Origin of the sequence: Mesorhizobium sp. INR15 (assembly GCF_015500075.1) — a bacterium.
Lineage (GTDB): Bacteria > Pseudomonadota > Alphaproteobacteria > Rhizobiales > Rhizobiaceae > Mesorhizobium.
In genome coordinates this window covers 2,537,190-2,560,429 of sequence record NZ_CP045496.1, presented here as the reverse complement: position 1 = coordinate 2,560,429, position 23,240 = coordinate 2,537,190, and the positions used below count along the sequence as shown (strand labels likewise).

Sequence of the window (23,240 nt, the reverse complement as noted above, 5' to 3'; positions counted from 1 at the left end):
CCCATGCCAAGACGCACTGACATCAAGTCGATCCTGATCATCGGGGCCGGCCCCATTGTCATCGGCCAGGCCTGCGAGTTCGACTATTCCGGCACGCAGGCCTGCAAGGCGCTGAAGGAGGAAGGCTTCCGCGTCATCCTGGTCAATTCCAACCCGGCCACGATCATGACCGACCCGGAACTGGCCGACGCCACTTATATCGAGCCGATCACGCCCGAAGTGGTGGCCAAGATCATCGCCAAGGAGCGGCCCGACGCGCTGCTGCCGACCATGGGCGGCCAGACCGCGCTCAACACCGCTCTGTCGCTGCGCCGCATGGGCGTGCTCGACCGCTACAATGTCGAGATGATCGGCGCCGATGCGCATGCCATCGACAAGGCCGAGGACCGGGCCCTGTTTCGCGAGGCGATGCACAAGATCGGCCTGGAAACGCCGAAGTCGATGCTGGCCAACGCCACCGACGTCAAGAACGCCGACCGCAAGACACATGAGGCCGAGCGCGCCGCCGTCAAGGCCGAGGCGCCCGCCGATCTCGACGCCGCGCTCGATGCGCTGGAAACCCGCTGGAACCTCGGTGAAGGCGACCGCAAGCAGCGCTACATCAGCCATGGCATGGCGATTGCCGCCCAGGCACTTGACCATGTCGGCCTGCCCGCCATCATCCGCCCGTCCTTCACCATGGGGGGTACCGGCGGCGGCATCGCCTATAACCGCGCCGAATTCTACGAGATCGTGCAGTCCGGCCTCGACGCCTCGCCGACCACCGAAGTGCTGATCGAGGAAAGCGTGCTTGGCTGGAAGGAGTATGAGATGGAGGTTGTCCGCGACAAGGCGGACAATTGCATCATCGTCTGCTCGATCGAGAACATCGACCCGATGGGCGTGCACACCGGCGATAGCATCACCGTCGCCCCTGCCCTGACCTTGACCGACAAAGAATACCAGATGATGCGCAACGCCTCGATCGCGGTGCTGCGCGAGATCGGCGTCGAGACCGGCGGCTCCAACGTGCAGTTCGCGGTCAATCCGGCCGATGGCCGCCTCGTCGTCATCGAGATGAACCCGCGCGTCTCGCGCTCGTCGGCCTTGGCCTCCAAGGCGACCGGTTTCCCGATCGCCAAGATCGCCGCGAAACTCGCCGTCGGCTACACACTGGACGAGCTGGAGAACGACATCACCGGCGGTGCGACGCCGGCCTCGTTCGAGCCGAGCATCGACTATGTCGTCACCAAGATCCCGCGCTTTGCCTTCGAAAAATTCCCCGGTGCCGAGCCGGTGCTGACCACCGCCATGAAATCGGTCGGCGAAGTCATGGCCATTGGCCGCACATTCCAGGAATCGCTGCAGAAGGCGCTGCGCGGTCTCGAAACCGGCCTCACCGGCCTCGACGAGATCGAGATCCCCGGCCTCGGCCATGCCCTTGGCGACAGTCCGGACGACCGCAACGCCATCCGCGCCGCACTCGGCACGCCGACGCCGGACCGGCTGCGCATGGTGGCGCAGGCCATCCGCATGGGCACCTCGCTGGAAGACGTGCACGCCATGTGCAAGATCGACCCGTGGTTCCTCGAACAGATCGCCGGCATCGTTGCCATGGAGGCCCGCATCCGCGAGCACGGTATTCCGCAGGACGCCGTCAACCTGCGCATGCTGAAGGCCATGGGCTTCTCCGACGCCCGCCTCGCGTCGCTGACGAAGACCGACGCGGAAGTGATTCAGAAGATTCGCGAAAAACTCGACGTTCATCCAGTTTATAAGCGCATCGACACCTGTGCGGCCGAGTTCGCCTCGCCCACCGCCTACATGTACTCGACCTATGAAGTGCCCTTCGCCGGCAGCCTTGCCAACGAGGCGCATGTCTCGGACCGCAAGAAGGTCGTCATCCTCGGCGGCGGGCCGAACCGCATCGGCCAGGGCATCGAGTTCGACTATTGCTGCTGCCATGCCGCGTTCGCGCTGCGTGACGCCGGCTATGAAGCGATCATGATCAACTGCAACCCCGAGACGGTGTCGACCGACTACGACACCTCGGACCGGCTCTATTTCGAATCGCTGACGGCGGAAGACGTGCTGGAGATCCTGCGCACCGAGCAGACATCTGGCGAGCTGGTTGGCGTCATCGTCCAGTTCGGCGGCCAGACGCCGCTGAAGCTGGCGGATGCGCTGGAAAAGGCCGGCATCCCGATCCTCGGCACATCGCCCGACATGATCGATCTGGCCGAAGACCGCGACCGTTTCCAGAAGCTCTTGCACAAGCTCAACCTCAGCCAGCCGAAGAACGGCATTGCCTATTCGGTCGAGCAGGCCCGCCTCGTTGCCGGCGAACTCGGTTTCCCGCTGGTGGTGCGCCCGTCCTATGTGCTGGGCGGCCGCGCCATGCAGATCATCTACAACGAAGGCATGCTGCAGACCTACCTGCTCGACACCGTGCCCGGCCTGGTGCCGGAGGACATCAAGCAGAAATACCCCAACGACAAGACCGGCCAGATCAACACGCTGCTGGGCAAGAACCCGCTGCTGTTCGACACCTATCTCTCCGGCGCCATCGAGGTCGATGTCGACTGCCTCTGCGACGGCAAGGCGACATTTGTGTCAGGCATTCTGGAGCACATCGAGGAAGCCGGCATCCATTCCGGCGACAGTGCCTGCTCGCTGCCGGTGCACTCGCTGCCATCGGACTTGGTTGACGAGCTGGAGCGCCAGACGGCGGCCCTTGCCCGCGCGCTCAATGTCGGCGGCTTGATGAACGTGCAATACGCCATCAAGGACGGCACGGTCTATGTGCTGGAGGTCAACCCGCGCGCGTCACGCACCGTGCCCTTCGTCGCCAAGACCGTCGGACGTCCCATTGCGAAAATCGCCGCCCGCATCATGGCCGGCGAGACGCTGGAAGACGCCTTCGCCCATTACGGCCCCATGCCCGACCCCAGAAATCCCGGTCACATCGCGGTCAAGGAAGCGGTGTTCCCCTTCGCCCGCTTCCCCGGCGTCGACATCCTGCTTGGCCCGGAAATGCGCTCGACCGGCGAGGTCATGGGCCTCGACCGCGACTTCGCGCTCGCCTTCGCCAAGAGCCAGCTCGGCGCCGGCGTCGACCTGCCACGCTCCGGCACGCTGTTCGTCTCGGTGCGCGACGAGGACAAGGCCGGCATCTTGCCGGCGGTGAAGCGCCTCGCCGGCCTGGGCTTCAAGGTGCTGGCGACATCAGGCACGCAGCGCTTCCTGGCCGAAAACGGCGTCGACGCCCAGAAGATCAACAAGGTCCTGGAAGGCCGCCCCCACATCGAGGACGCGATCCGCAACCGCCAGGTGCAGATCGTCTTCAACACGACGGACGGCCAGAAGGCGGTGTCGGACTCCAAGTCGCTGCGGCGGGCAACGCTGATGCAGAAGGTGCCGTATTACACGACGCTGTCGGGTGCTGCGGCTGTGGCGGAAGCGATCGCGGCACTGAAGGCGGGGAGCCTCGAGGTGCGGCCGCTGCAGGAATATTTTGCTTAGCTTCGGGCAGACCTAGTAGCAAAAGATAGTAGACACTCGATGAGGCAGTGCCCGCTGAGCAAACTTCGCAGGGAATACGCGGAGTTGGACAGCTTGGCATTAACAAGAAAAATACGACGGACGGATTTACAACGGCGCAACTAAGCTCTTAGTTTGCAGAGGGGTTGAATTTCAGCAAAGCGACAATTCAAAAAGGGGAGATGGCATGTCGGATGGTTTTGGCGACGGCATAAATGACGGTGTGTCAAAATCAATTGCCCAACTGGTAGAGAAAACTTTTCTAGGGATAATGCAGAACTCAAAAGAAGGTGTGGGCTACCTTTCATCAAAATATTCCGTTGGATTTCAGAAATATATTTCGACGAAGCTAAATTCGTGCTCGAACGTAAAAACACTCATATCCACCAATCACCCAATTTCTCTCGAAAAAGCCTACGAACCAGTAAATTTAATTGGCCAAAACGAAATACACGTAGATATAGATAAGTATATATCGGATTTTGGAAAAAAATCAAAACACTCAGTGATCACAGCCACACTAGGGGCTGGAAAATCGTTTACAATGAAGCATATATACAGAACGTGGGCTAACGACCAAGATCTAAAGAGAGTACCAATATTTATTGAACTAAGATATATCAATTTTCAAGATCAAAGTATAATTTCATACATAACCCAGCAATTATTACCATTTAACAGCTTCGTATCAGAGAGATCGGTACAGGCTGGATTGAAGAATGGTGCGTTTGCTTTGGTAATGGACGGCTTCGACGAGATTTCTACGCGACATCGCGCCTCCGCTGAAAAACAAATATTACGAATGGCGGGAGATTACCCAGAGACGTTTATTATATTGTCTTCGAGGCCAGATATAAATCGATTCCTTGGTTGGAACACGTTTTCTGAATACAGCGTCGCTCCATTGTCCATTGAACAAGTCGAAAGAATGATAAGACGAATAGATTATGATGAAAAAGATAAGGCTTCATTTCTGAAGATGATACGAGAAGGACTCTACAAGACTCACGAAAAACTTCTATCTAATCCTCTTTTGGCCTCGATGATGCTTTTAACATTTCGAGAGTTCCAAGATATACCGTCCAAGATGCATGTGTTTTATGGAACAGCATTTGACGTACTATTCCGAAAACACGACACCACAAAGGCCGAGTACCATCGGGAGTTTGCGACAGGACTCGACCTGGATGACTTCAAAAGAATATTTATGACTTTTTGTTTCACTAGTTACGTCGACAAGAAGTATAGCTTTGATGAATCTTCATTGCGAAGATATTCAGAAAAGGCGATACAGTACGAAGACAGCAACGTAAAATATTCTGATTTTCAACACGACGCCATCAAGAACATCTGCATAATGCACAGAGAAGGTGAGGTAATATCGTTTATACATCGATCTTTTCAGGAATATTTTACGGCATTATTTCTTTCGAAAAGAAGCATACCTGAGGTGTACGAATTTATAGACTTTATCGTAAAGGACTCAGTCGATGTAAATGAATGCGTACAAATGTTTATTGACATCGACAGCGAGGAGTTCGAACGGAAATATCTAATACAGCGTTTAAATGACCTTGACAAAGCGATTGACGGCGCAAAGGGCACGAGAGCTTTGGCAGCGGTATTGGCACCGTATTACGTCATCGGAAAAATTTCCGACAGCACTGGCGAAACAGCCCGAGAAGAGCCTTACATTATTGCGCCGTGGACCCGATTTTACAAACAGTCGCCGAGTTTAGATTGTAATTATAAGCTGATTCAGCAGCTAACGCAGCACTACGAAGTTGATACGTATAATGTGTACGTGCACGGAGATTCCGACTGGTCTAAGAGCCTCTCAAGAAAATCGTTGGACGACACCCGGATTTCTCTGGTAGAGGCAGCCAAAATACCCGCAGCAACAGTGAAACGCGCTGGCCTTGTCAAATACGTTGCCAATTTATCTAAAGTAATTAAGAAGTTGATTAGAGAGCTGACAGAAAAACATGAAAGGAAAAGGAAATTACTATCTGCTTCCTTAAAAAAGTGAACGGGATAGTTATTTTATTGTCGCTCTGAAACATTGGGTCGAATACCTCACGCCACCGCCACACATTCAATCTCGATATCGAACTCCATCGGCCACGACGCCACCGGCACGAAACTCCGCGCCGGCGGATTCACGCTGAAGTACCTGGCATAAACCCGGTTGATGGCGTTGTAGAAGCCGGAATTGACGGCGTAGATGCGCACCATCACCACGTTTTCCAGCGAGGTGCCGGCCGCTTCCAGGCAATGTTTCAGCGCCTTCAGCGACGCGTCTGTTTGCGTTTCGATGTCGCCGCGCACCATATCGCCTGTTTCCATGTCCACCGGCGGCGTCGCCGAGATGAACACAAAGCCGTTGGCCTTCACCGCTGTCGAACAGGGCAGGCCCAGCGCCCGCACCTTGGCCGACATGACGGGCACTTCGATGACTTCTTTCTTCATGGTGGTCCTCCCCAGGGTTTTGAGGAGGGAGCTTAGCGGGCTGCGGGATGAACGCCAGCGCCGTTCTTCCCTTTTCCCCTTGTGGGAGAAGGTGGCCGAGTGAAGCTCGGACGGAGGAGGGGTGTTCCAGCTTGGCAACACCGCTTGTCCAGCCGTGACCGTATAACTGATTATCAGTGTCTCATTCCGCTGGAACACCCCTCATCCGGCTCGGCGCTGACGCGCCGATCCACCTTCTCCCACAAGGGGAGAAGGAAGGCCTGCGCCGCCCATCACCCCTGCCCCGGATACGGCGTCCCATCCCTGTGCAGGAACCGTCCATCGGAACTCGGGCTCATCATGTCGATGTCGGAACAGGTGATGACATCGTCCTGAGAGCGCGAGCCGACCTCCAGGTAGAGCGCCGTCACCGGGGACCGGTTGATCATATGGTGGCCGTTGCCGCTGTTCCTGGCGAAGGTCGCGCAATCGCCGGCGCGCAGCACCGTCTCGCCGCCATCCTCGACCAGGATCAACTCGCCCTCCAGCACATAGACAAGCTCGTCCTCATGGCTGTGCCAGTGGCGCTGGCTCGACCATCCGCCAGGCGGCAGGTGCATCAGGTTGACGCCGAAATCCGTGAGCCCGCCGGCATCGCCGAGACGCTGCCGCGTGCGGGTGGCGCAAGGCTGGTCGAAAGGCGCGGGATAGCCGGAGCCCTTGCGGACGGGCACCGCGGAGAGGTCGATTTTTGGCATGTGGGGCTCCTTTCACAGCTTATGTTTGGTGGACACGCCGCCGCGCTACTTCCCTTCTCCCCTTGTGGGAGAAGGTGGCCTCGCGCAGCGAGGTCGGATGAGGGGTGTTCCAGCTTGGTGTGTGCTTATGCGCAGCCCATCACCGCCACGGTTGCAAACTTGCATCTCGTACATAGGCGATAATGGTGTCGCAGACGGAATCCAATTCGCGCAGCACCTCATCATTCCAGAAACGCAAAATGCGGAAACCACGCAGCTTCAGTTCGTTGTCCCGCTCCCGATCAGAGCTAGAGTCCGCATGCTGACTGCCATCGATCTCGATGATCAACATGGCCTCAGCACAAACAAAATCGGCGATGAACCGCCCTATCGGGACCTGCCGGCGAAACTTGATGCGGTCGAGTTTTCGACCGCGCAGTTCGTGCCAAAGCTTGTCCTCGGCATCAGTCGGTTCTCGCCGCAAAGTTTTGGCGAAATGCCTTTTTGCCGGCAGTACGGGTTGGTGTGGCATGGTGAGAGGATAGGCGAGGTTGGCACTCACTGGAACACCCCTCATCCGACCTCGCTGCGCGAGGCCACCTTCTCCCACAAGGGGAGAAGGGAGAGCCGCCACCCCTAATGACAACACGCCGCGCCATACTGCAGCTGCTCGTCCCAGTCCGGGCGGCCCTCCGGCGTGAAGTCCATCAGGTTCCACAGGGTCTCGCAGGTGCCGAGGCCGCGCGGGTCCTGGCCGGGGTCGGTCGGCGCCAGGTCGAGCTCCGACGACCAGAAATGGCGGATGCCGTCGGCGTCGCGGTGAAACACCGACAGCAGCGGCAACTGCGCGCCGTCGTCGGCCTCGGCATTGTAGTCGCGCTTGAAACTGTTGCCGGCCGAAGAGACCAGCCGCATGTTTTTCCAGCCACGGTCGCGGCCGAGCGCCGTCAGGTTTTCAAGCGCGGTCTTGGCCACCACGGCGAAATTGAAACCGGCGGCCTCGAGATGGCCGATGGCGCCGTCGAACTGGTCGAGCAGGCAGGTGCATGAAGGGCAAGGCTGGTCGTGCCTGGCAAGCTTTGCGGTCTCGCCGCCCGTCGCCACATCGCGCTTTTCCTGGGGATGGCGGGGGAACATCATGTTGTAGAGGATCAGCGTGCCCTTGTCGGGCGCGAAAAGCTCCGACAGCTTGATCTTCGCCGGCTTGCCGGCATCGTCCAGCCCGTCGAATACATAATCCTGGCGGATCAGTCCGCCCGGCGGCAGGGCCCGGCGCGCCACCGCCACCGCTTCCATGGCGCGGCGCAGCTCGATTTCCCTCAGCAGCAGTTTTTGGCGAGCGGTGCGGTATTTGGCGGATTCGTTGGGAAAGGTGATCATGATCAGGCTCCTTCGGCCACAGCGCCGGCGTCCCGGCAAGGGTGCTCTACAGACGAAGGACGGATGGCGAAGATCGGTTCCGACAATTTACGCCACGAAAGATCGCCCTATATGCTTGCCTGCCATACCAAGGGGAGAATCATGCACGACGACGACGAGATCGACCTGCGCTGCCCCAAGGTGGTGGCCGACAACGCCGCCAAGGGCCTGCGGCTGCGCGGACAGTTTGGCCGTGGCGGCACCGAGATCGGCGTGGCGCGCGCCACCGAATTGAAGAACCGCGAGAAGCTGGCGCCCTCGACCATCCGCCGCATGGTCAGCTACTTCGCCCGCCACGAAGTCGACAAGCGCGGCAAGAACTACGGCAATGAGGCAAACCCTTCGGCCGGCTACATCGCCTGGCTGCTGTGGGGCGGCGACGAAGGCCGCGCCTGGGCGCTGGAACTCAAGCAGAAAATCGGCAACGCGCCCGACATCTGATCAGCCTGTCCAGGCGACCTCGAACATGCCGAGCCGTTCGTAGAGCCTGACGGCAGCGGCGTTTTCCACGGTGTTGGTCTTGAGGTCGACCTGCGATGCGCCGCGTTCGCGAAAGGCGGCGAAGGCATGCCACATCAGCGCCTCGGCAAGGCCCTGGCCGCGCGCTTCGGGGTGAACCGCCAGGTCCTTGACGAAAGCGCTCGTCCAGCACACGGCCGCACCCGCCAGCCGGCCCTTGCCGTCGATCGCCAGGAAGCACAGCGCCGGGTCGAATTCGGGGTCGCCTGATATACGCGGCCACCACGCCTCGAAGGGCCCGTCGGCGCCGTCATTGAACACTTCACTCAACAACGCATGCAAGGCATGCGCGTCGGCCGGCTCGAAACAGCGCATGACAAAGCCCTGCGGCCAGTGCGGCGCCACCAGTGTGTCATCGAGAATCTTGCGCAGCCGGATGTCGTTAGGAACCGGCGGGCGCGGCTCAGGCATCCGGCACGGGCTGAGCGCGACGGCGCTGGCGGTCGACACCGAGGCCGGTCGCCTCCAGCAGGCCCTTGCGCTTGGCGTCGAAATAGTAGCCGGTCTGGTAGAGCCAGTCGGCGCGCTTGGCGTTGCCATCGGACACCAGCCAGGCGCCACGCAGATATTTGACCGCGTATTTCAGGTTGGTCTCGGCATCGAACAGACCCTTGGCCGGGCCGTCATAGCCCATGCCCCGCGCCGTCGCGTGCTTGATCTGCATCAGCCCCCAATGGCCGTTGTTGTAGGCCTTGGGGTTGAAGGTGCTTTCGCGGTTGACGACATGGCGCACCAGATCCACCGGCACCTGATAGAGGGCGGCGTATTTGACGATCAGGCGATCAACATCGCCGCGCACACCCGTCGCATGCGGCTCTTCCTGCTGCTGCACGGGCGCGGCGGGAAACTGGACAAGGGCGGCCGGGTTCCTTGGCACGACATAGGCAACCTGCTGCACGCCAGGCATGACGCCGGCCTGAGCGGCCGTGCCGCTCGCCAGCGGCAAAGTAGCCTGCTTGCCGGCGGCCGGCGCAACGCCAGCGATCGCATAGGCGGACGCGGCGGTGGCATTGGTCTTGACGACGGCAGGAGCCGCCCCCGCGGTCATCACCGCCGGCACGGCGGGAACCGCCAGCGGGGTCGGTCCGGCAAAGGCGTTGGCCGGCTGCGCTGCCGGATCGAGCGGCAATTCAGCTGTCTGAACGGGGGCAATGCCGGAGGATTCCGGCAGCACTGTCACGGTCTCTGGCAGCGGTATGGTGAAGCCGGCATCAGCGCCAGCAGCGGCGACTGTTTCCGTGAAAGACGGCGCGGGCTTCATCTGTGAAGTGGAGGTGCAGCCACTGAGGCCGGCAACTCCGACGATCACACCGATCGCTATAAGGTTTAATCTTGCTGGCAAGCCGCGCTCGGGTCCGGTTCGTCGGGTCGTTAAGAAATCACTTACACCAGCGATTCCCGGCGGGCAATCGGGGCGCCCAGGTGGTTTTCGGGTGGCAAGACTCAGGCCGAACTGCCATATTGTTCCTGATATGTACTAGCGCGAATGCCGCTTTCCCGCCATTTTGCGAAAGGAGCAGACCATGCAAACGCCATCAGAGATCACAGCCGGCCACGCAGTGTTAGAAACAGTGATCGGTTTCATGGGCATCGCCTGGAGCGAAAAGGGCCTGATCCGGCTCTGCCTGCCCGAGCGCAGCCGCGAGGCGGTCGAGCGCCGGCTTCTGCGACATGCCGGTGTCGACGCCTCCAACCCAGGCCAGCAGCCAGCATGGGTGGCCGAGCTGATCGCCTCGATCAAAGCTTATGCAGCGGGCGAGGATATCGACTTCACCGGCGTGCCGGTCGACCTTGCCGGCGTCGATGATTTCCGCCTCGCCATCTATGATGCGGCGCGCAAGCTCGCCTTCGGCGAAACCACCACCTATGGCGAACTGGCCAAGACCGCCGGCCATGCCGGCCTTGCCCGTGAAACCGGAGCGGCCCTTGGCGCCAACCCGGTGCCGCTGGTCATCCCATGCCACCGCATTCTTGCCGCCGGCGGCAAGATCGGCGGCTTCTCGGCCCCCGGCGGTTCCGCCACAAAGGAAAAGATGCTGGCCATGGAAGGCGTGCGCGTCGGTCCCCCGCCGGCGGCGCAAGTCTCGTTCGGGTTCTAGGCCGGGCGACATCGACGAGCCGCGCACCGAGGCGTCTCGATGCCGAAGCCGGCATCACCGGAATCGGCAAAATCTTCAGTGGCGCCGGAAGAATCGGCGATGGAAATGATCGGTCTCCACGCGCTTGCAGATGTACACTGGGCAGGACTTGGTGTCGGCGCTCGGCACATAGGCGCGGGTCCTGACCTCGCCCATGGTGCAGAACTGCTGGCTCTGCACATAGCGGTCGTAAAGCGGCAGTCCTGGCACGCGGGTCGATTGATAGCGCAGGATCACGGCACCCTGCCGCGCGATGGTCGACTGAACCTTGCCGCAACTCATATGCGTCGGGTCATAGCGCGAGATCGCCTGCGCCTCGGCGGCCACCAGTGTCAGGCAGGCGGCAAGCAGAATGGTCTTCATGATCCTCTCCCAAGCCGGATCCCAAAGCCGTTGGCAACGCGATCCCACGCCGAGGTTTTCATGCGATTGGGGCGGCCATTGGGCAGCGGCCCGATCACAGCTTTCTCACGCAGTCTTGTTTTTCTTGCGAAAGCAGACTATATGCGTCCCATTGATATTTCGGCCGATCGATCCGGGCCTCGCGATCTTCGCGTTTGCTGACGTCTATCTCCAAAATCTCGATGCACACCGGCTGAATCCATATTCGGTCAAACTAAAGCAAATGTTGAAGGACTATCTAAAATGGCAACTGGAACGGTCAAGTGGTTTAACTCCACCAAGGGCTTCGGCTTCATCCAGCCTGACAATGGCGGCGCGGACGTTTTCGTTCACATCTCCGCTGTTGAGCGCGCTGGGCTGTCGACCCTGGTCGAAGGCCAGAAGATCAACTTCGAGATCGAGCAGGACCGCCGCACTGGCAAGTCGTCCGCTGGTTCTCTGAGCAAGGCAGCCTGATTTTGCGAATGGCGCGCGCCGGGTGAGAGCCCGGGGCGCACGGCAAGTCACGGATGTACTGACAGTCGCGCGAGAAGCGCACCGGAGCGAATGACCCGACAAGCTGGATCAGCAGATAGCTGCCAGCCCGGACCAAACGCTCCCGATCAGGCTACCGAAAATGGGAAGGCGGGATTTATCCCGCCTTTTTATTTGTCTAAGCCCCAGCGGCTGGTGGTTGGCTAAGGCGGCAGCACAGCCTCCTTCTCCCCGTCTCTATACGGGGAGAAGTGCCCGGCAGGGCGATGAGGGGCAGCGCGGCGCTTCAGGACTACCCCAAGCACGATATTGCGACAAAGGTCGGCGCTGCCCCTCATCTGGCTGCCGCCATCTTCTCCCCGTATAGCGACGGGGAGAAGAACGCTTTGGTCGAGGCCTTTGCCAATCCCTAATGTTCACCAAGATGATCCGCGGTTAGCGCCTTGGTCGAACAAACCTAACCCAGCCACTCGATGGGCACATGCCCGTCATCCGCTTCCACCCGCCTCAGCCATTCGACCACAGCCGGATAGGCGTCGAGCTGGAAGCCGCCCTGCTCCGCCGTGTGCGTGTAGGCATAGAGTGCGATGTCGGCGATGCTCAACGCCTTGCCGGCGAAGAACGCGCTGGTCTCAAGCTGCCTGTTCATCACACTGAGCGCCTTGTTACCGCGCTCCAGGGTTGCCGCCAGCCGTTCCGGCGTCGCGTCCCGGGCGCGTTCGGGAAACGTCAGCAATGCCTTGCGCACCGCTATATAGGGCTCATGGCTGTACTGCTCGAAGAACAGCCATTGATAGGCGAGCCCGCGTTCGTATTTATCATCAGGCAGGAACCGCGTGCCTTCGGCAAGATAGAGCAGGATGGCGTTGGATTCGGCCAGCCGCCTTCCGTCGTCGAGTTCGAGCAACGGCACCATGGCGTTGGGGTTCTTGGCGACAAAATCCGCTTTTCGCGTCTCGCCGGTATGCGAACTCACCTCGACATTCCTGAAGGCAAGGCCGAGCTTTGCCATCAACAGGCGCGGCTTGTAGCAATTGCCGCTGTCGACCATCCCGTAGAGTATCATTGCTGCTCGCCTCCCCGCTCCGGAAAGGCGATTATCGCCACGGCGGCAATTTCATCCAATCATTTGTTTTGGCCTGTGGCCATCAGCGCCGCTTATGCAACGGCACCACCTTGTCGCTCATGCCGAGCAGCGTCTCGATCACCAGCGGCTTCTCCTCGAACACAGTGCCGGCCAGCGCCGGGCGGGCGAGCAGATAACCCTGCAGCAGGTCGACGCCGCCTTCGAGCGCGACACGCAGATGCGTGGACTGTTCGATGCCCTCGACCAGCACCTTGGCGCCACGGTCATGCAGGGTCGAGACCAGCGGACGGAAGAACCGTTCGGCGGCGGCGTGGCGGCAGAATTCCCCGAACCACGTGCCGTCGATCTTGACGATGTCGGGGTTGAGCAAAGTTACCCGCTCCACGGTCGAGTGGCCGGTGCCGAAATCGTCGATGGCGATGCGGATGCCGTCGCGCCGCATTTCGCGCACCAGCCTGACCAGCAACGCATCATCCGCGGCCTGCTCGGTGATCTCGCAGACCAGCATGCCCGGCGCGAGGCCGAGGTCGCCAAGATGCCGGGTCATCAGCCGGATTTCGGCCAGCGCCCGCCCCAGGTGATCGTTGATCATCGGGTTGTAATTGAAGAACAGCTCAAGCCCATCAACCCCGATATTGCGGTAATTGCTGAGATGCAGCATCCGGCACATGGTCTCGACGAACAGGCGATCCTGCGGCGGCACGCCGTCGAAGAAGGTCTGCGCGGCGCCCGGCCTGCCGCCACGGTGCGGCTCGATCAGGCCTTCAACCGCGACGGCGCGCAGCAATCCGTCATGCGGCGCGAAAATCGGCTGATAGGCGCTGCGCAGCCGGAATTCGCCATAGACGCCGAACTCGATGCCGATCTCGTCGGCAAAGATCGCGTCGCCGACATTGCGCCGCCGCTCGGACCTCATTGCGCCGTCCTGCGCCCGAACGCTTTCACTGGCCGCCCCGATGGCAGCGCCGGTGCCGCGACAGGTGGTTTGTCCGCGTCGCGGGCCGCGGCGGCTGGCTGACTGCTCTTGCCGAAGACACGGAAGCTGGTCGGCGCCAGTTCCGGCCGCGCCAACACGAACCCCTGCACCATCGAGGCTCCCGACTTTTCGGCCAGCTCGAGTTGCCAGCCCTCCTCGATGCCTTCGAACACGGTGCGGATGCCTTGCGCCTCGAAGCCTTTCACCATGGTGGTCAAAAGCGCGAAGCCGGCGCCGGACTCCATCAGCTGCGTGATCCAGTAGGCATCGAACTTGACGATGTCGGGCTTGAGTTCCTTGATGCGGTTGATGTCGGAATCGTCGGCGCCATAGTCGTCGACGGCGATGCGAAAACCATTGGCACGCAGCGCTCCGACAAAGCTGTGCAAGGTGTCTTGCGATGCCGATCTCTGCTCGGTTACTTCGCAAACGACGCGGCGTGGGTCGATGCCGGCCTCATGCAGCACCAGCCGCATTTCGCGCAAGGCGTTGTCGGCAATCGAGCGCTCGGTGAACACCGAGGGGTCGAAATTGACGAAGATCGACGCCTCCTGCGGCAGGCAGGCGCCGGCGTTCAGAAGATGCAGCGTCCTCGTCAGCGCTTCGATATGCAGGCGGTCGGCGGCCGGACAGGTGCTGAAGAAAGCCATCGGCGACTGCGGCTCGCCATCGCGGAACGGCCGGATCACCCCTTCGAAAGCAGCGATCGAGAGCTTGCCTTCGTTGAAGGCGAAAATTGGCTGAAAGGCACTTTGCAGCGTGTAGATGCCCCAGACACCCGTGGAGGTGCCGTCGTCCTGGCGAATGATATGGGCAAGCCCGATGCTGCGCGACAAAGGTTCCTCGCTCCGCGATTGGAGTGCGATCCTGCCATGCAAGCGTCTACCGCCCGTTAATGAATTTATTGTTGCCGTTCACGCCACCTTGAGGGCTGGCTCAGCGGACAGTGCTTGCATCAGGCAAAATCATGCGACATGAGAAGCGCCGCGGCCATTCCTGGCCGCGCTGATCCTTTGTTGCCCCTTTGGAGACCTCAGATCATGGCCTTTCTTGCCGACGCCCTTTCCCGCGTAAAGCCTTCCGCGACCATCGCGGTGACGCAGAAAGCGCGCGAGCTGAAAAACGCCGGCCGTGACATTATCGGTCTGGGCGCCGGCGAGCCGGACTTCGATACGCCCGACAACATCAAGAATGCCGCGATCGAGGCGATCCGCCGTGGCGAGACCAAGTATCCGCCGGTTTCCGGCATCGCGCCGCTGCGCGAGGCGATCGCCAATAAATTCAAGCGCGAGAACAATCTCGACTACAAGCCCGAGCAGACCATTGTCGGCACCGGCGGCAAGCAGATCCTGTTCAACGCCTTCATGGCGACGCTGAACCCAGGCGACGAGGTCATCATCCCGCGTCCCTACTGGGTCAGCTATCCCGAAATGGTGGCAATCTGCGGCGGCACCTCGGTCTTTGCCGATACCTCTATCGACAATGGCTTCAAGCTGACGCCGGCGGTGCTGGAGAAGGCGATCACGCCGAAGACCAAATGGCTGTTGATGAACTCGCCGTCGAACCCGTCGGGCGCCGCCTACACGGAAGCGGAACTGCGGGCGCTGGCCGATGTCCTGTTGAAGCATCCGCATGTCTGGACGCTGACCGATGACATGTACGAGCACCTGACCTATGGCGATTTCGTCTTCAAGACCATCGCCCAGGTCGAGCCGAAACTTTACGAGCGCACGCTGACCATGAACGGCGTGTCGAAGGCCTATGCCATGACCGGCTGGCGCATCGGCTATGCCGCTGGCCCGGTGCAGCTGATCAAAGCGATGGACATGATCCAGGGCCAGCAGACGTCGGGCGCCTGCACCATCGCCCAGTGGGCATCGGTCGAGGCTTTGAACGGTCCGCAGGACTTCATCGCCAAGAACAAGGCGATCTTTCAAGGCAGACGCGACCTCGTGGTCTCCATGCTCAACCAGGCGCGCGGCATCACCTGCCCATCGCCCGAAGGAGCGTTCTACGTCTATCCGTCCTGCGCCCAGCTGATCGGCAAGAAGACCAAGGCTGGCAAGGTGATCGACACCGACGAGAGCTTCTGCTCGGAACTGCTTGAGGCGGAGGGCGTGGCGGTGGTGTTCGGCTCGGCCTTTGGCCTTGGCCCGAACTTCCGCATCTCCTATGCCACCTCGGAGACGCTGCTTGAGGAAGCCTGCACCCGCATCCAGCGCTTCACCGCATCGCTGACCTGATTGCACAGCGGATCGCAAGAATGAAAAACCCGGCTCAGCGCCGGGTTCTTTATTGGGATCACGCCTGCTGTTTGGCTTCCCTGGCCGAGCGCGCCTCGGCGGGCGAAAGTACGACAACCAGCAACGCCGCGGTGAGGAACGCGACAATCGCCGCCGTCAGCATCGCGGCGTGGAAGCCGTCGGCGTAAGCCGTGGCGAACAAGCCGCGCAACCCGCCCTCGCCCATGGCGGCATCGGTTGCGAAATCATGCCTGGAAATGGCCGCACGGGCCACCGCTTCGGCATTGGCAACACCGGCATCGCCAAGATATCCGGTCAACAGACTGGTCGCCCGCATGCTCATCAAGGCGCCGAGCAAGGCGATGCCGATGGCAAGACCGCTCTGGCGGGTTGCGTTGATGACCGCCGACACGATGCCTGAACGTTCGCGCGGCGCATAGGACATGGCTGCCGCGCTGCAACTCGGGATCGCCAATGCATTGCCCAGACCGCCAATGGCGAAGAGAAGGCCGATCGCGCCATAAGGCGTCGAAGGCCCGGCCCAGCACATGCCGAGCATGCACAGGCCGATCAAGGCATAGCCGATGGCCATCAGCGCGGAATGGCCATAGCGCGCGCTCAGCCTGCCGATCCACGGCGACACCACGATCTGGACGATGAATGTCGGCGCCATGCACAGGCCGGTCTGCGTTGGCGACCAGCCCTGCACCTGCTGCAGGAACATCGAATAGAGGAAGACGCTGGTGTAGGAGGTCAGGCCGAGCGCGAACGAGGCGACATTGGCAACAGCGAAGCGGACGTCGCGAAACAGGCCAAGCGGCAGCATGGGCCGCGCCGTCCGCGCCTCGAAGATCAGGAAGGCCGCCAGGCCGACGATGCCGGCAGCGATGGCCGTGACCGTCCTGGGATCGCTCCAGCCCGTCTCGCCCGCTGAGATCAAGCCGAAGGTCAGAGCGCCCAGCCACAGGATGCTGAGCGCCAGGCCGACAAGGTCGAGATGGGCATGTTCAGGATGCGCCGTCTCGCCGATCGACAGAGCGCCAAGCACGATCGTGACCAGGCCGAGCGGCAGGTTGATCAGGAAGATGCTTTGCCAGCCGACTGTCTCGACCAGGATGCCGCCCAGCACCGGACCGACAAGCAACGAGATGGCGGCGAACGAAGCCCAGCCGCCGATGACACCGGCACGTTCGCGCGGATCGGGAAAGGCCTGTGTCAGGATGGACAATGCGCCTGGAATGAGCAGCGACCCGGCGATGCCTTGCACCACGCGCCCTGCGAGCAACACCGCCAGGTTGGGCGCCACGGCACAGATCAGCGAACCCAAGACGAAGATGCCGACACCAGCCAGCCAGGAACGCTTGCGGCCATAGCGGTCGCCGATCAGGCCCGACGACAGCATGAAGGCCGACAGGCACAGCGTGTAGGAATCGACCACCCATTGCAGCCCGCTGAAATCGGTCCGCAGTGCTTGCTGGATGGTTGGCAGGGCGACGTTGACGATGCTGACATCGAGCAAGGCGACAAAGGAACCGAGATAGACGGCGGCGACGAGCGGCAGGCGGCGGTTCGGCATGACATATCCTGAATGTGATTTCAGTGCTCATATATGCCACTGACCGATGGTCAGTCAACTATGGTAAGTCATTTTAGGATAATTATAAAAGACTTGTGTGTTGAGCCAGAAACGGGATACTGGCGAACCAACTCATGCCTGCCGCCTCATATTCAAGGAGGTCCTATGACCGCCAAGAAAGTCCCGAAGCCGCGCACCAAGCCGGCCGAAGTCCGCCGCGATGAAATCCTTCAGGCGGCCGCGTCGATCTTCATCGCCAAGGGTGTCGGCCCCACGACCGTGGACGAAATCACCACCCGCGCCGAAGTGGCCAAGGGTACCTTCTATCTCTACTTCACCTCGAAGGAGGACCTGGTCGCGGCGCTGCGCGAGCGCTTCATCAGGGGATTTCGCGCCCGCATCCATGCCGCGATAGAGGCCTGCCCGCCCGGCGACTGGACCGGACGCCTGACGAGTTTTGTCCGTGCGGGGTTCGACGCCTATCTCGACGACTATCAGTTGCACGATGTTGTCTTCCATGACCACCGGCCCGACCAAAGGCGGATGAAAGGCGACAATCCTCTGCTCGGCGATATCTCTGCCTTGCTCAAGGCCGGCGCGGAGGCTGGCGCGTGGTCCGTCGCCGATCCGGATCTGGTCGCCATCGTGCTGTTCCAGGGGCTGCATGGCGCCGTCGACGATGCGATCGAGCGCGGCGTACGCGACGGGACGGAGCTTGCGGAAAGCCTGTCCGCCCTGTTTCTCAAGATGCTTCGGCCACAATAGTGGCAGGCTCAGCCGCCATATTGCTCCGCGCTCACCTGCTCCAGCCAATCGGCATGAACGCCGTCAAGCGCTTCCTGCATGGCGATATGCGTCATCGCCGATTTAGCGCCGGCGCCGTGCGAGTGCTTTTCGTCAGGCGCGAACGAAATGACGTCGCCGGCCTTGATCTCCTGGATCGGCCCGCCCCACGTCTGGGCGAGGCCCGCACCTGATGTAACATAGAGCGTCTGGCCAAGCGGATGCGTGTGCCAGTGGGTGCGCGCGCCGGGCTCGAAGCTGACCAGCGTGGCGCGCAGCCGCGCCGGCGCCTCCTTCTCGATGATCGGGGTTTGCAGCACTCGGCCGGTGAAATATTTCTCTGGTGCGATGACGGTCGGCACGCTGCCGCAGGCAATGATCTTCATAGTCGGTGATCCTGGGTCTTGGCGAGTGGAGGACGGCAATCCGCCCGCTCGTCGCCGTTCGATAGGCCATCACCTTCCTCCGATCGCACGCGTCGCGCAACAGCGGATGATCGCCACAACCGTTATCCGCATCAAGCTCCTTAACCATGAACGATCTATCATCCGCGCCGCCTGCCAAATTCGCCAGCCGATGGCGATAGCTCAATGTCTTCTTAACAGCTGCGCTCTAGCCGTGGGCCTGCATTGCAGAGGGCGATGAGATGAGCATTCTGGCGACGATCAAGGACCACAGTGGCCGCATCTATCGCGGCATCCAGTCCCTGCTTCTGCTCAGCATCGGAACGGCCCTTGTCGGTGCGTTCGATCCTTCCGAGACCATGTCCTCCGCGAGCGCCTTCACAGTCTCGATCATTGCCACCGGCCTGGCCCTGATGGCGTTGATGTACATGCGCAGCAGCGTCGTCCACCGCCTCAAATCCGCGGCAGCCGCCGAGGCGGAGAAGCACCATTTCCTGACCATGGACGCAATGACCGGGGCAATGACCCGCCGTTACTTCCTCGAAGCGTTGAGCGACAGCCTGGGCACGATGCGCGACTGGCGCGAGGCAGCCTTGCTCTTGATCGATCTCGATCACTTCAAGCAGCTCAACGACACGTTCGGACATCAGTTCGGTGACCGCACACTTGCCCACTTGGTCAAGACCGCCGAGCGCATCTTTGCCGGCAGCATGGTCGGGCGGCTCGGCGGCGACGAGTTCGGCATCATCGTGCCGCACAGCGATCTCATAACCATCAACAAGGACGTGCGACGGCTGCTCGATGCCATGCGGGCCGGAAAATCGCATGAAGGCAAGACCATCCCGCTTTCCATCTCGGTCGGCGTGGCGCTGGCGCCGTCGCATGCCTCCAACGCCACGGAGCTGATGCTGCTTGCCGACCTGGCACTCTACGAGAGCAAGGCCGGTGGGCGTGGGCGCGTCACGGTGTTCGACGAAGAAATGCTCTCCGACAAGCGCTATCGCCGCCTCGTTGAGCGCGAACTGCGCGCGGCGGTCTATCTCAGTGAACTCGAGCTTCACTACCAGCCGATCGTCAATGCCGACGGCTCTGCCTATGCCCTGGAAGGGCTGATCCGCTGGCGTCATCCGGTTCGGGGTCTGATATCGCCGGCCGAGTTCATCCCGATCGCCGAACGCTCGACCCTGATCGACATGCTTGGCGAGTGGGTGTTCAAGCGGGCCTGCGCCGACATCGGCCATTTTCCTGGCCGCCGCATCTCGATCAATGTCTCCGGCGAGCAGCTGAAGCGCGACGAGATCGTCACCATGTGCGACCGCGTGCTGAAGGAAACCGGGCACTCGGCGGCGCAGTTTATCATCGAGATCACCGAGACGGTGGCGACCGCCGCCACGCCCGAAATCCTGCGCCGGCTCGAAGCATTGCGCGGCCTCGGCTTCCATATCGCGCTTGACGATTTCGGCACCGGCCATTGCGGCTTCAACTATCTGAAGACCTTGCCCATCGACGGCATCAAGATCGACCGCTCCTATATCCGCAGCCTTGCCCACGACCAGGTGGCGCAGATATTCGTTTCGGCGCTGGCGCAGATCGCACGCATCCAGGACGTCACCATCGTCGCCGAGGGCGTCGAGACGCATGAAGAATTCGCGCTCGCCAAGGCCGCAGGCTGCAATCGCTTCCAGGGCTATTTCTTCGGCCGGCCGGCGCCTCGCGACAAGGTTGCCCCGCTGGACGCCGCCGAACCGCTACCGCTTGCGCTGAGTGCCTGACACGGTGCTACGGAACCGGCTCTATTTTTCTTGCCCTGCCGGCAAACAAGTGGGACGATGCCTTCGGGCAGGTGGCTATTGAAAAGAACCCCGCCCGCGACGGTCGAACAGGCCGGCCGCCGCTCAGGACCGATTGACCACGCCTGAACCATGCATGCCAGTCGGTCCTACGGGAAACGCCTGAGTGGAGGTCAGTCATGGGTACTCGCGCCGGAGGACGACGCACGGGACCGAAATGCATTGCCATAGTCGGTCCCTTCGCAAGCGGTAAGACAACACTTCTCGAAGCCATATTGGCCCGCACGGGCTCAATTCCCCGACAAAACCCGGTTTCATCTGGAAACACCGTTTCCGATCACTCACCCGAGGCGCGCGCCCACGCCATGAGCGTCGAGGCGACTGTCGCCACCACCGAATTCATGGGCGAGCAGCTGACCTTCATCGACTGTCCCGGATCGATCGAATTCTCCTTCGAGGCCGAGCCTGTGCTGGCCGCTTGCGACATCGCCGTGGTCGTCGCCGAGGCCGACGAGAAGAAGATCCCGGCCCTGCAGCTGATCATGCGCAAGCTCGACGATCTCGGCGTGCCGCGCATCCTGTTCCTCAACAAGGTCGACAAGGCGATCGCAGGCGTGCGCGACACGCTGAAGATGCTGCAGCCGGCCAGTGCCGTGCCTCTGCTGCTGCGCCAGATTCCGCTGCGCAAGGACGGCATCGTCATCGGCTCGATCGATCTCGCGCTGGAGCGCGCCTATATCTACCGCGAATATGCCGAGAGCGAGGTTGCCCAGATTCCGGGCGACGACAAGGCGCGCGAACTGGAAGCCCGCTTCTCCATGCTGGAGACGCTGGCCGACCATGACGACCATCTGATGGAACAGCTGCTTGAAGAGGTCGAGCCACCCAAGGACGCGATCTTCGACGATCTCGCCGCGGACCTGCGCGATGGCGCGGTAACGCCGGTGCTGATCGGCACCGCCGAGAAAGGCAATGGCGTGCTGCGCCTGCTGAAGGCGATCCGCCATGATGCGCCCGACATCGAGGCAACGCGCAAGCGCCTTGGCGCACCGGATGGCAGCGCCACTGTCGTCCAGGTGATGAAGACCATCCACACGCCGCATGGCGGCAAGCTGTCGATCTCGCGCATCCTGTCCGGCCAGGTCGCCGACGGCTCGGAACTGTGGCTGCCCGGCGGCGACACGGCCAAGGTTTCAGGCATTTACAGAATGCTCGGCAAGGACCAGTTCAAGCTGACCGGCGCCAAGGTGGGCGACACGGTGGCGCTGGGCAAGCTGGATGAGGTCAAGACCGGCCAGACGCTGACTTCGGCCAAGAGCGGCACGCGGCAGCTGTTCGGAGTCGAGCCGCCGCAGCCCGTCTTCGCCTTTGCCCTTCGCCCAAAGGAGCGCAAGGACGAAGTGAAGATGTCCGCCGCCATCCAGCGCCTCGCCGAGGAAGATCCCTCGCTTACCTTGCGCCACAATCAGGACTCGGCCGAAACCGTGCTTTCAGGTCATGGCGAGATGCATCTGCGTGTCGTGCGCGAGCGGCTGGAAGGCAAGAACCAGATTCCGGTCGAAGGCCACAGCCCGGCGGTGCCTTATCGCGAGACGATCCGCAAGACGGTGCAGCAGCGCGGCCGCCACAAGAAACAGTCGGGCGGCCACGGCCAGTTCGGTGACGTGGTGATAGAGATCAAGCCGCTGCCGCGTGGCTCCGGTTTCCAGTTCACCGACACGATCACGGGCGGCGTCGTGCCGAAGACCTATATCCAGTCGGTTGAGACAGGCGTACGCGACTATCTGAAGACCGGCCCGCTCGGCTTCCCCGTCGTCGATGTCGCCGTCAACCTTTCGGACGGCTCCTATCATGCGGTCGATTCGTCCGACATGGCCTTCCAGATGGCGGCCAAGCTGGCGATGAAGGAAGGCATGGCGGGCTGTTCGCCGGTGTTGCTGGAGCCGGTGATGAAGGTCGAGATCGTGACGCCCTCCGAGGCGACCTCGAAGATCATCGCGCTCATCCCGCAGCGGCGCGGCCAGATTCTTGGTTATGATGCGCGGCCCGACTGGCCGGGGTGGGATGTCGTCGAGGCGACAATGCCTCAGGCGGAGATCGGCGACCTGATCATTGAGCTGCGCTCGGCCACCGCTGGCGTCGCCAGCTACCGCGCCGCTTTCGATCACATGGCGGAACTCACCGGCCGGCTCGCCGACGACGCGATGAATGCCAACGGCAAGGCGGCCTGAAACATCCAGCACGGCAGCGGCTCAATCAGCCGCTGCCGGAGCCGCCATTTTGAGACCGCAATAAAACGGCGCCCAGATATCTGGGCGCCGTTTTATTGCGGACCGTTTTCGTGGGAGGTGAAACGGCAGGTCCGCCGCATGAAGCCGCCGACATTTCGTCGGAAGAATGGTTCGGACGCGGTAGCCGCCTGAGCCCGGGTCTTGCGAGTGATGCCCCCATCTCCCGCACGAACCACACCGCGTCCTATGGTCTGCCTAGCACCTTGCGGACGTCTTTGTCATGTTACCCGATGTTACATGTCACTGTTACGCGGCAATGAAGGTGGCATTTACGCGCGCGCTAACAGACCCCAAACAACAAAAAAGCCGGATCAACGAAGATCCGGCTGAGTTTGATGGAAGTGCCAGTTAAGGCTAACCTCCAGAGGGGAACACTCGAGGACGCTAATGGGAGGAGAACGCGTCCAGGAGATGATCTATATATCTGCTCATCA

The 23,240-nt window shown here is 61.2% G+C and carries 21 protein-coding genes; 9 read left to right on the top strand and 12 right to left on the bottom strand.

Annotated features, from left to right (window positions below; translation table 11 throughout):
• Window positions 1–3 precede the first annotated feature (3 nt).
• Window positions 4–3,501 carry a carbamoyl-phosphate synthase large subunit gene (carB, locus tag GA829_RS12475; RefSeq protein WP_195178795.1) on the top strand — a complete coding sequence of 1,166 codons (3,498 nt, stop codon included), beginning with the start codon at window positions 4–6 and terminating at the stop codon, window positions 3,499–3,501.
• A gap of 205 nt (window positions 3,502–3,706) precedes the next feature.
• Window positions 3,707–5,548 (top strand): NACHT domain-containing protein, encoded by a 1,842-nt coding sequence (locus GA829_RS12470; protein WP_195178794.1) that lies wholly within the window; start codon window positions 3,707–3,709, stop codon window positions 5,546–5,548.
• 47 nt (window positions 5,549–5,595) lie between these two features.
• Here GA829_RS12470 and GA829_RS12465 read toward each other — a convergent pair whose 3' ends face one another.
• The 4 genes from GA829_RS12465 to GA829_RS12450 all read right to left on the bottom strand — a co-directional run bounded on the left by GA829_RS12465 (window position 5,596) and on the right by GA829_RS12450 (window position 8,084).
• Window positions 5,596–5,988: a Rid family hydrolase gene (locus tag GA829_RS12465; RefSeq protein WP_195179613.1), complete on the bottom strand. Its 393-nt coding sequence runs from the start codon at window positions 5,986–5,988 to the stop codon at window positions 5,596–5,598.
• A 272-nt stretch (window positions 5,989–6,260) separates the two neighbouring features.
• Window positions 6,261–6,725 carry a cupin domain-containing protein gene (locus tag GA829_RS12460; RefSeq protein WP_195178793.1) on the bottom strand — a complete coding sequence of 155 codons (465 nt, stop codon included), beginning with the start codon at window positions 6,723–6,725 and terminating at the stop codon, window positions 6,261–6,263.
• Between the two features lie 139 nt (window positions 6,726–6,864).
• Entirely contained in the window at window positions 6,865–7,266 is a 402-nt protein-coding gene (locus tag GA829_RS12455) for an endonuclease domain-containing protein (RefSeq protein WP_308462333.1), read from the bottom strand.
• Window positions 7,267–7,340: 74 nt separating this feature from the next.
• A complete protein-coding gene (locus GA829_RS12450; RefSeq protein ID WP_195178792.1) occupies window positions 7,341–8,084 on the bottom strand; it encodes a DUF899 family protein in 744 nt (247 codons plus the stop codon).
• A 141-nt stretch (window positions 8,085–8,225) separates the two neighbouring features.
• On the opposite strand from GA829_RS12450, the gene GA829_RS12445 reads away from it, so the two are divergent.
• Window positions 8,226–8,564 (top strand): hypothetical protein, encoded by a 339-nt coding sequence (locus GA829_RS12445; RefSeq protein ID WP_195178791.1) that lies wholly within the window; start codon window positions 8,226–8,228, stop codon window positions 8,562–8,564.
• Here the strand turns inward: GA829_RS12445 and GA829_RS12440 are convergent, their stop codons facing one another.
• Entirely contained in the window at window positions 8,565–9,053 is a 489-nt protein-coding gene (locus tag GA829_RS12440; protein WP_195178790.1) for a GNAT family N-acetyltransferase, read from the bottom strand.
• The gene (locus tag GA829_RS12435; protein ID WP_195178789.1) at window positions 9,046–9,984 is read right to left on the bottom strand and encodes a lytic transglycosylase domain-containing protein; all 939 of its coding nucleotides are present in this window, start codon (window positions 9,982–9,984) and stop codon (window positions 9,046–9,048) included. Before GA829_RS12435 ends, GA829_RS12440 begins: the two co-directional genes overlap by 8 nt.
• A gap of 181 nt (window positions 9,985–10,165) precedes the next feature.
• On the opposite strand from GA829_RS12435, the gene GA829_RS12430 reads away from it, so the two are divergent.
• Window positions 10,166–10,741, top strand: a complete 576-nt coding sequence (locus GA829_RS12430; RefSeq protein ID WP_195178788.1) for a methylated-DNA--[protein]-cysteine S-methyltransferase — start codon at window positions 10,166–10,168, stop codon at window positions 10,739–10,741.
• A gap of 75 nt (window positions 10,742–10,816) precedes the next feature.
• On the opposite strand, the gene GA829_RS12425 is transcribed toward GA829_RS12430, so the two are convergent.
• Window positions 10,817–11,143 carry a hypothetical protein gene (locus GA829_RS12425; protein WP_195178787.1) on the bottom strand — a complete coding sequence of 109 codons (327 nt, stop codon included), beginning with the start codon at window positions 11,141–11,143 and terminating at the stop codon, window positions 10,817–10,819.
• Window positions 11,144–11,425: 282 nt separating this feature from the next.
• Here GA829_RS12425 and GA829_RS12420 point away from each other — a divergent pair, with 282 nt between their 5' ends.
• Complete coding sequence (locus GA829_RS12420) at window positions 11,426–11,638, top strand: cold-shock protein (RefSeq protein ID WP_112396569.1); 213 nt, start codon at window positions 11,426–11,428, stop codon at window positions 11,636–11,638.
• Window positions 11,639–12,113: 475 nt separating this feature from the next.
• Here GA829_RS12420 and GA829_RS12415 read toward each other — a convergent pair whose 3' ends face one another.
• The 3 genes from GA829_RS12415 to GA829_RS12405 form a co-directional block, all read right to left on the bottom strand.
• Window positions 12,114–12,722 carry a glutathione S-transferase family protein gene (locus GA829_RS12415; protein ID WP_195178786.1) on the bottom strand — a complete coding sequence of 203 codons (609 nt, stop codon included), beginning with the start codon at window positions 12,720–12,722 and terminating at the stop codon, window positions 12,114–12,116.
• 82 nt (window positions 12,723–12,804) lie between these two features.
• Window positions 12,805–13,659, bottom strand: coding sequence for an EAL domain-containing protein (locus GA829_RS12410; RefSeq protein WP_195178785.1), 855 nt, complete (start codon window positions 13,657–13,659; stop codon window positions 12,805–12,807).
• A complete protein-coding gene (locus GA829_RS12405; protein ID WP_195178784.1) occupies window positions 13,656–14,555 on the bottom strand; it encodes an EAL domain-containing protein in 900 nt (299 codons plus the stop codon). The genes GA829_RS12410 and GA829_RS12405 overlap by 4 nt, the downstream gene beginning before the upstream one ends.
• A 204-nt stretch (window positions 14,556–14,759) precedes the next feature.
• Here GA829_RS12405 and GA829_RS12400 point away from each other — a divergent pair, with 204 nt between their 5' ends.
• Window positions 14,760–15,962, top strand: a complete 1,203-nt coding sequence (locus GA829_RS12400) for a pyridoxal phosphate-dependent aminotransferase (RefSeq protein WP_195178783.1) — start codon at window positions 14,760–14,762, stop codon at window positions 15,960–15,962.
• 58 nt (window positions 15,963–16,020) lie between these two features.
• Here the strand turns inward: GA829_RS12400 and GA829_RS12395 are convergent, their stop codons facing one another.
• Window positions 16,021–17,538, bottom strand: coding sequence for a DHA2 family efflux MFS transporter permease subunit (locus GA829_RS12395; protein ID WP_195178782.1), 1,518 nt, complete (start codon window positions 17,536–17,538; stop codon window positions 16,021–16,023).
• 165 nt (window positions 17,539–17,703) lie between these two features.
• Between GA829_RS12395 and GA829_RS12390 the strand changes: the two genes are divergently transcribed.
• Entirely contained in the window at window positions 17,704–18,303 is a 600-nt protein-coding gene (locus GA829_RS12390; RefSeq protein WP_195178781.1) for a TetR/AcrR family transcriptional regulator, read from the top strand.
• 8 nt (window positions 18,304–18,311) lie between these two features.
• Here the strand turns inward: GA829_RS12390 and GA829_RS12385 are convergent, their stop codons facing one another.
• Window positions 18,312–18,707, bottom strand: coding sequence for a (R)-mandelonitrile lyase (locus GA829_RS12385; protein ID WP_195178780.1), 396 nt, complete (start codon window positions 18,705–18,707; stop codon window positions 18,312–18,314).
• A 260-nt stretch (window positions 18,708–18,967) separates the two neighbouring features.
• Between GA829_RS12385 and GA829_RS12380 the strand changes: the two genes are divergently transcribed.
• Window positions 18,968–20,497, top strand: a complete 1,530-nt coding sequence (locus tag GA829_RS12380) for a putative bifunctional diguanylate cyclase/phosphodiesterase (protein WP_195178779.1) — start codon at window positions 18,968–18,970, stop codon at window positions 20,495–20,497.
• A gap of 197 nt (window positions 20,498–20,694) precedes the next feature.
• A complete protein-coding gene (locus GA829_RS12375; RefSeq protein WP_195178778.1) occupies window positions 20,695–22,746 on the top strand; it encodes an elongation factor G in 2,052 nt (683 codons plus the stop codon).
• The last annotated feature ends 494 nt before the right edge of the window (window positions 22,747–23,240 follow it).

Excerpts from the sequence above, each read along its gene's own strand:
- GA829_RS12385 (WP_195178780.1), bottom strand. The coding sequence starts at position 18,707 with ATGAAGATCATTGCCTGCGGCAGCGTGCCGACCGTCATCGCACCAGAG.
- GA829_RS12430 (WP_195178788.1), top strand. The coding sequence starts at position 10,166 with ATGCAAACGCCATCAGAGATCACAGCCGGCCACGCAGTGTTAGAAACA.
- GA829_RS12440 (WP_195178790.1), bottom strand. The coding sequence starts at position 9,053 with ATGCCTGAGCCGCGCCCGCCGGTTCCTAACGACATCCGGCTGCGCAAG.
- GA829_RS12450 (WP_195178792.1), bottom strand. The coding sequence starts at position 8,084 with ATGATCACCTTTCCCAACGAATCCGCCAAATACCGCACCGCTCGCCAA.
- GA829_RS12470 (WP_195178794.1), top strand. The coding sequence starts at position 3,707 with ATGTCGGATGGTTTTGGCGACGGCATAAATGACGGTGTGTCAAAATCA.
- GA829_RS12415 (WP_195178786.1), bottom strand. The coding sequence starts at position 12,722 with ATGATACTCTACGGGATGGTCGACAGCGGCAATTGCTACAAGCCGCGC.
- GA829_RS12445 (WP_195178791.1), top strand. The coding sequence starts at position 8,226 with ATGCACGACGACGACGAGATCGACCTGCGCTGCCCCAAGGTGGTGGCC.
- GA829_RS12460 (WP_195178793.1), bottom strand. The coding sequence starts at position 6,725 with ATGCCAAAAATCGACCTCTCCGCGGTGCCCGTCCGCAAGGGCTCCGGC.
- GA829_RS12390 (WP_195178781.1), top strand. The coding sequence starts at position 17,704 with ATGACCGCCAAGAAAGTCCCGAAGCCGCGCACCAAGCCGGCCGAAGTC.
- GA829_RS12410 (WP_195178785.1), bottom strand. The coding sequence starts at position 13,659 with ATGAGGTCCGAGCGGCGGCGCAATGTCGGCGACGCGATCTTTGCCGAC.
- GA829_RS12425 (WP_195178787.1), bottom strand. The coding sequence starts at position 11,143 with ATGAAGACCATTCTGCTTGCCGCCTGCCTGACACTGGTGGCCGCCGAG.
- GA829_RS12465 (WP_195179613.1), bottom strand. The coding sequence starts at position 5,988 with ATGAAGAAAGAAGTCATCGAAGTGCCCGTCATGTCGGCCAAGGTGCGG.
- GA829_RS12395 (WP_195178782.1), bottom strand. The coding sequence starts at position 17,538 with ATGCCGAACCGCCGCCTGCCGCTCGTCGCCGCCGTCTATCTCGGTTCC.
- GA829_RS12400 (WP_195178783.1), top strand. The coding sequence starts at position 14,760 with ATGGCCTTTCTTGCCGACGCCCTTTCCCGCGTAAAGCCTTCCGCGACC.
- GA829_RS12380 (WP_195178779.1), top strand. The coding sequence starts at position 18,968 with ATGAGCATTCTGGCGACGATCAAGGACCACAGTGGCCGCATCTATCGC.
- carB (WP_195178795.1), top strand. The coding sequence starts at position 4 with ATGCCAAGACGCACTGACATCAAGTCGATCCTGATCATCGGGGCCGGC.
- GA829_RS12420 (WP_112396569.1), top strand. The coding sequence starts at position 11,426 with ATGGCAACTGGAACGGTCAAGTGGTTTAACTCCACCAAGGGCTTCGGC.
- GA829_RS12375 (WP_195178778.1), top strand. The coding sequence starts at position 20,695 with ATGGGTACTCGCGCCGGAGGACGACGCACGGGACCGAAATGCATTGCC.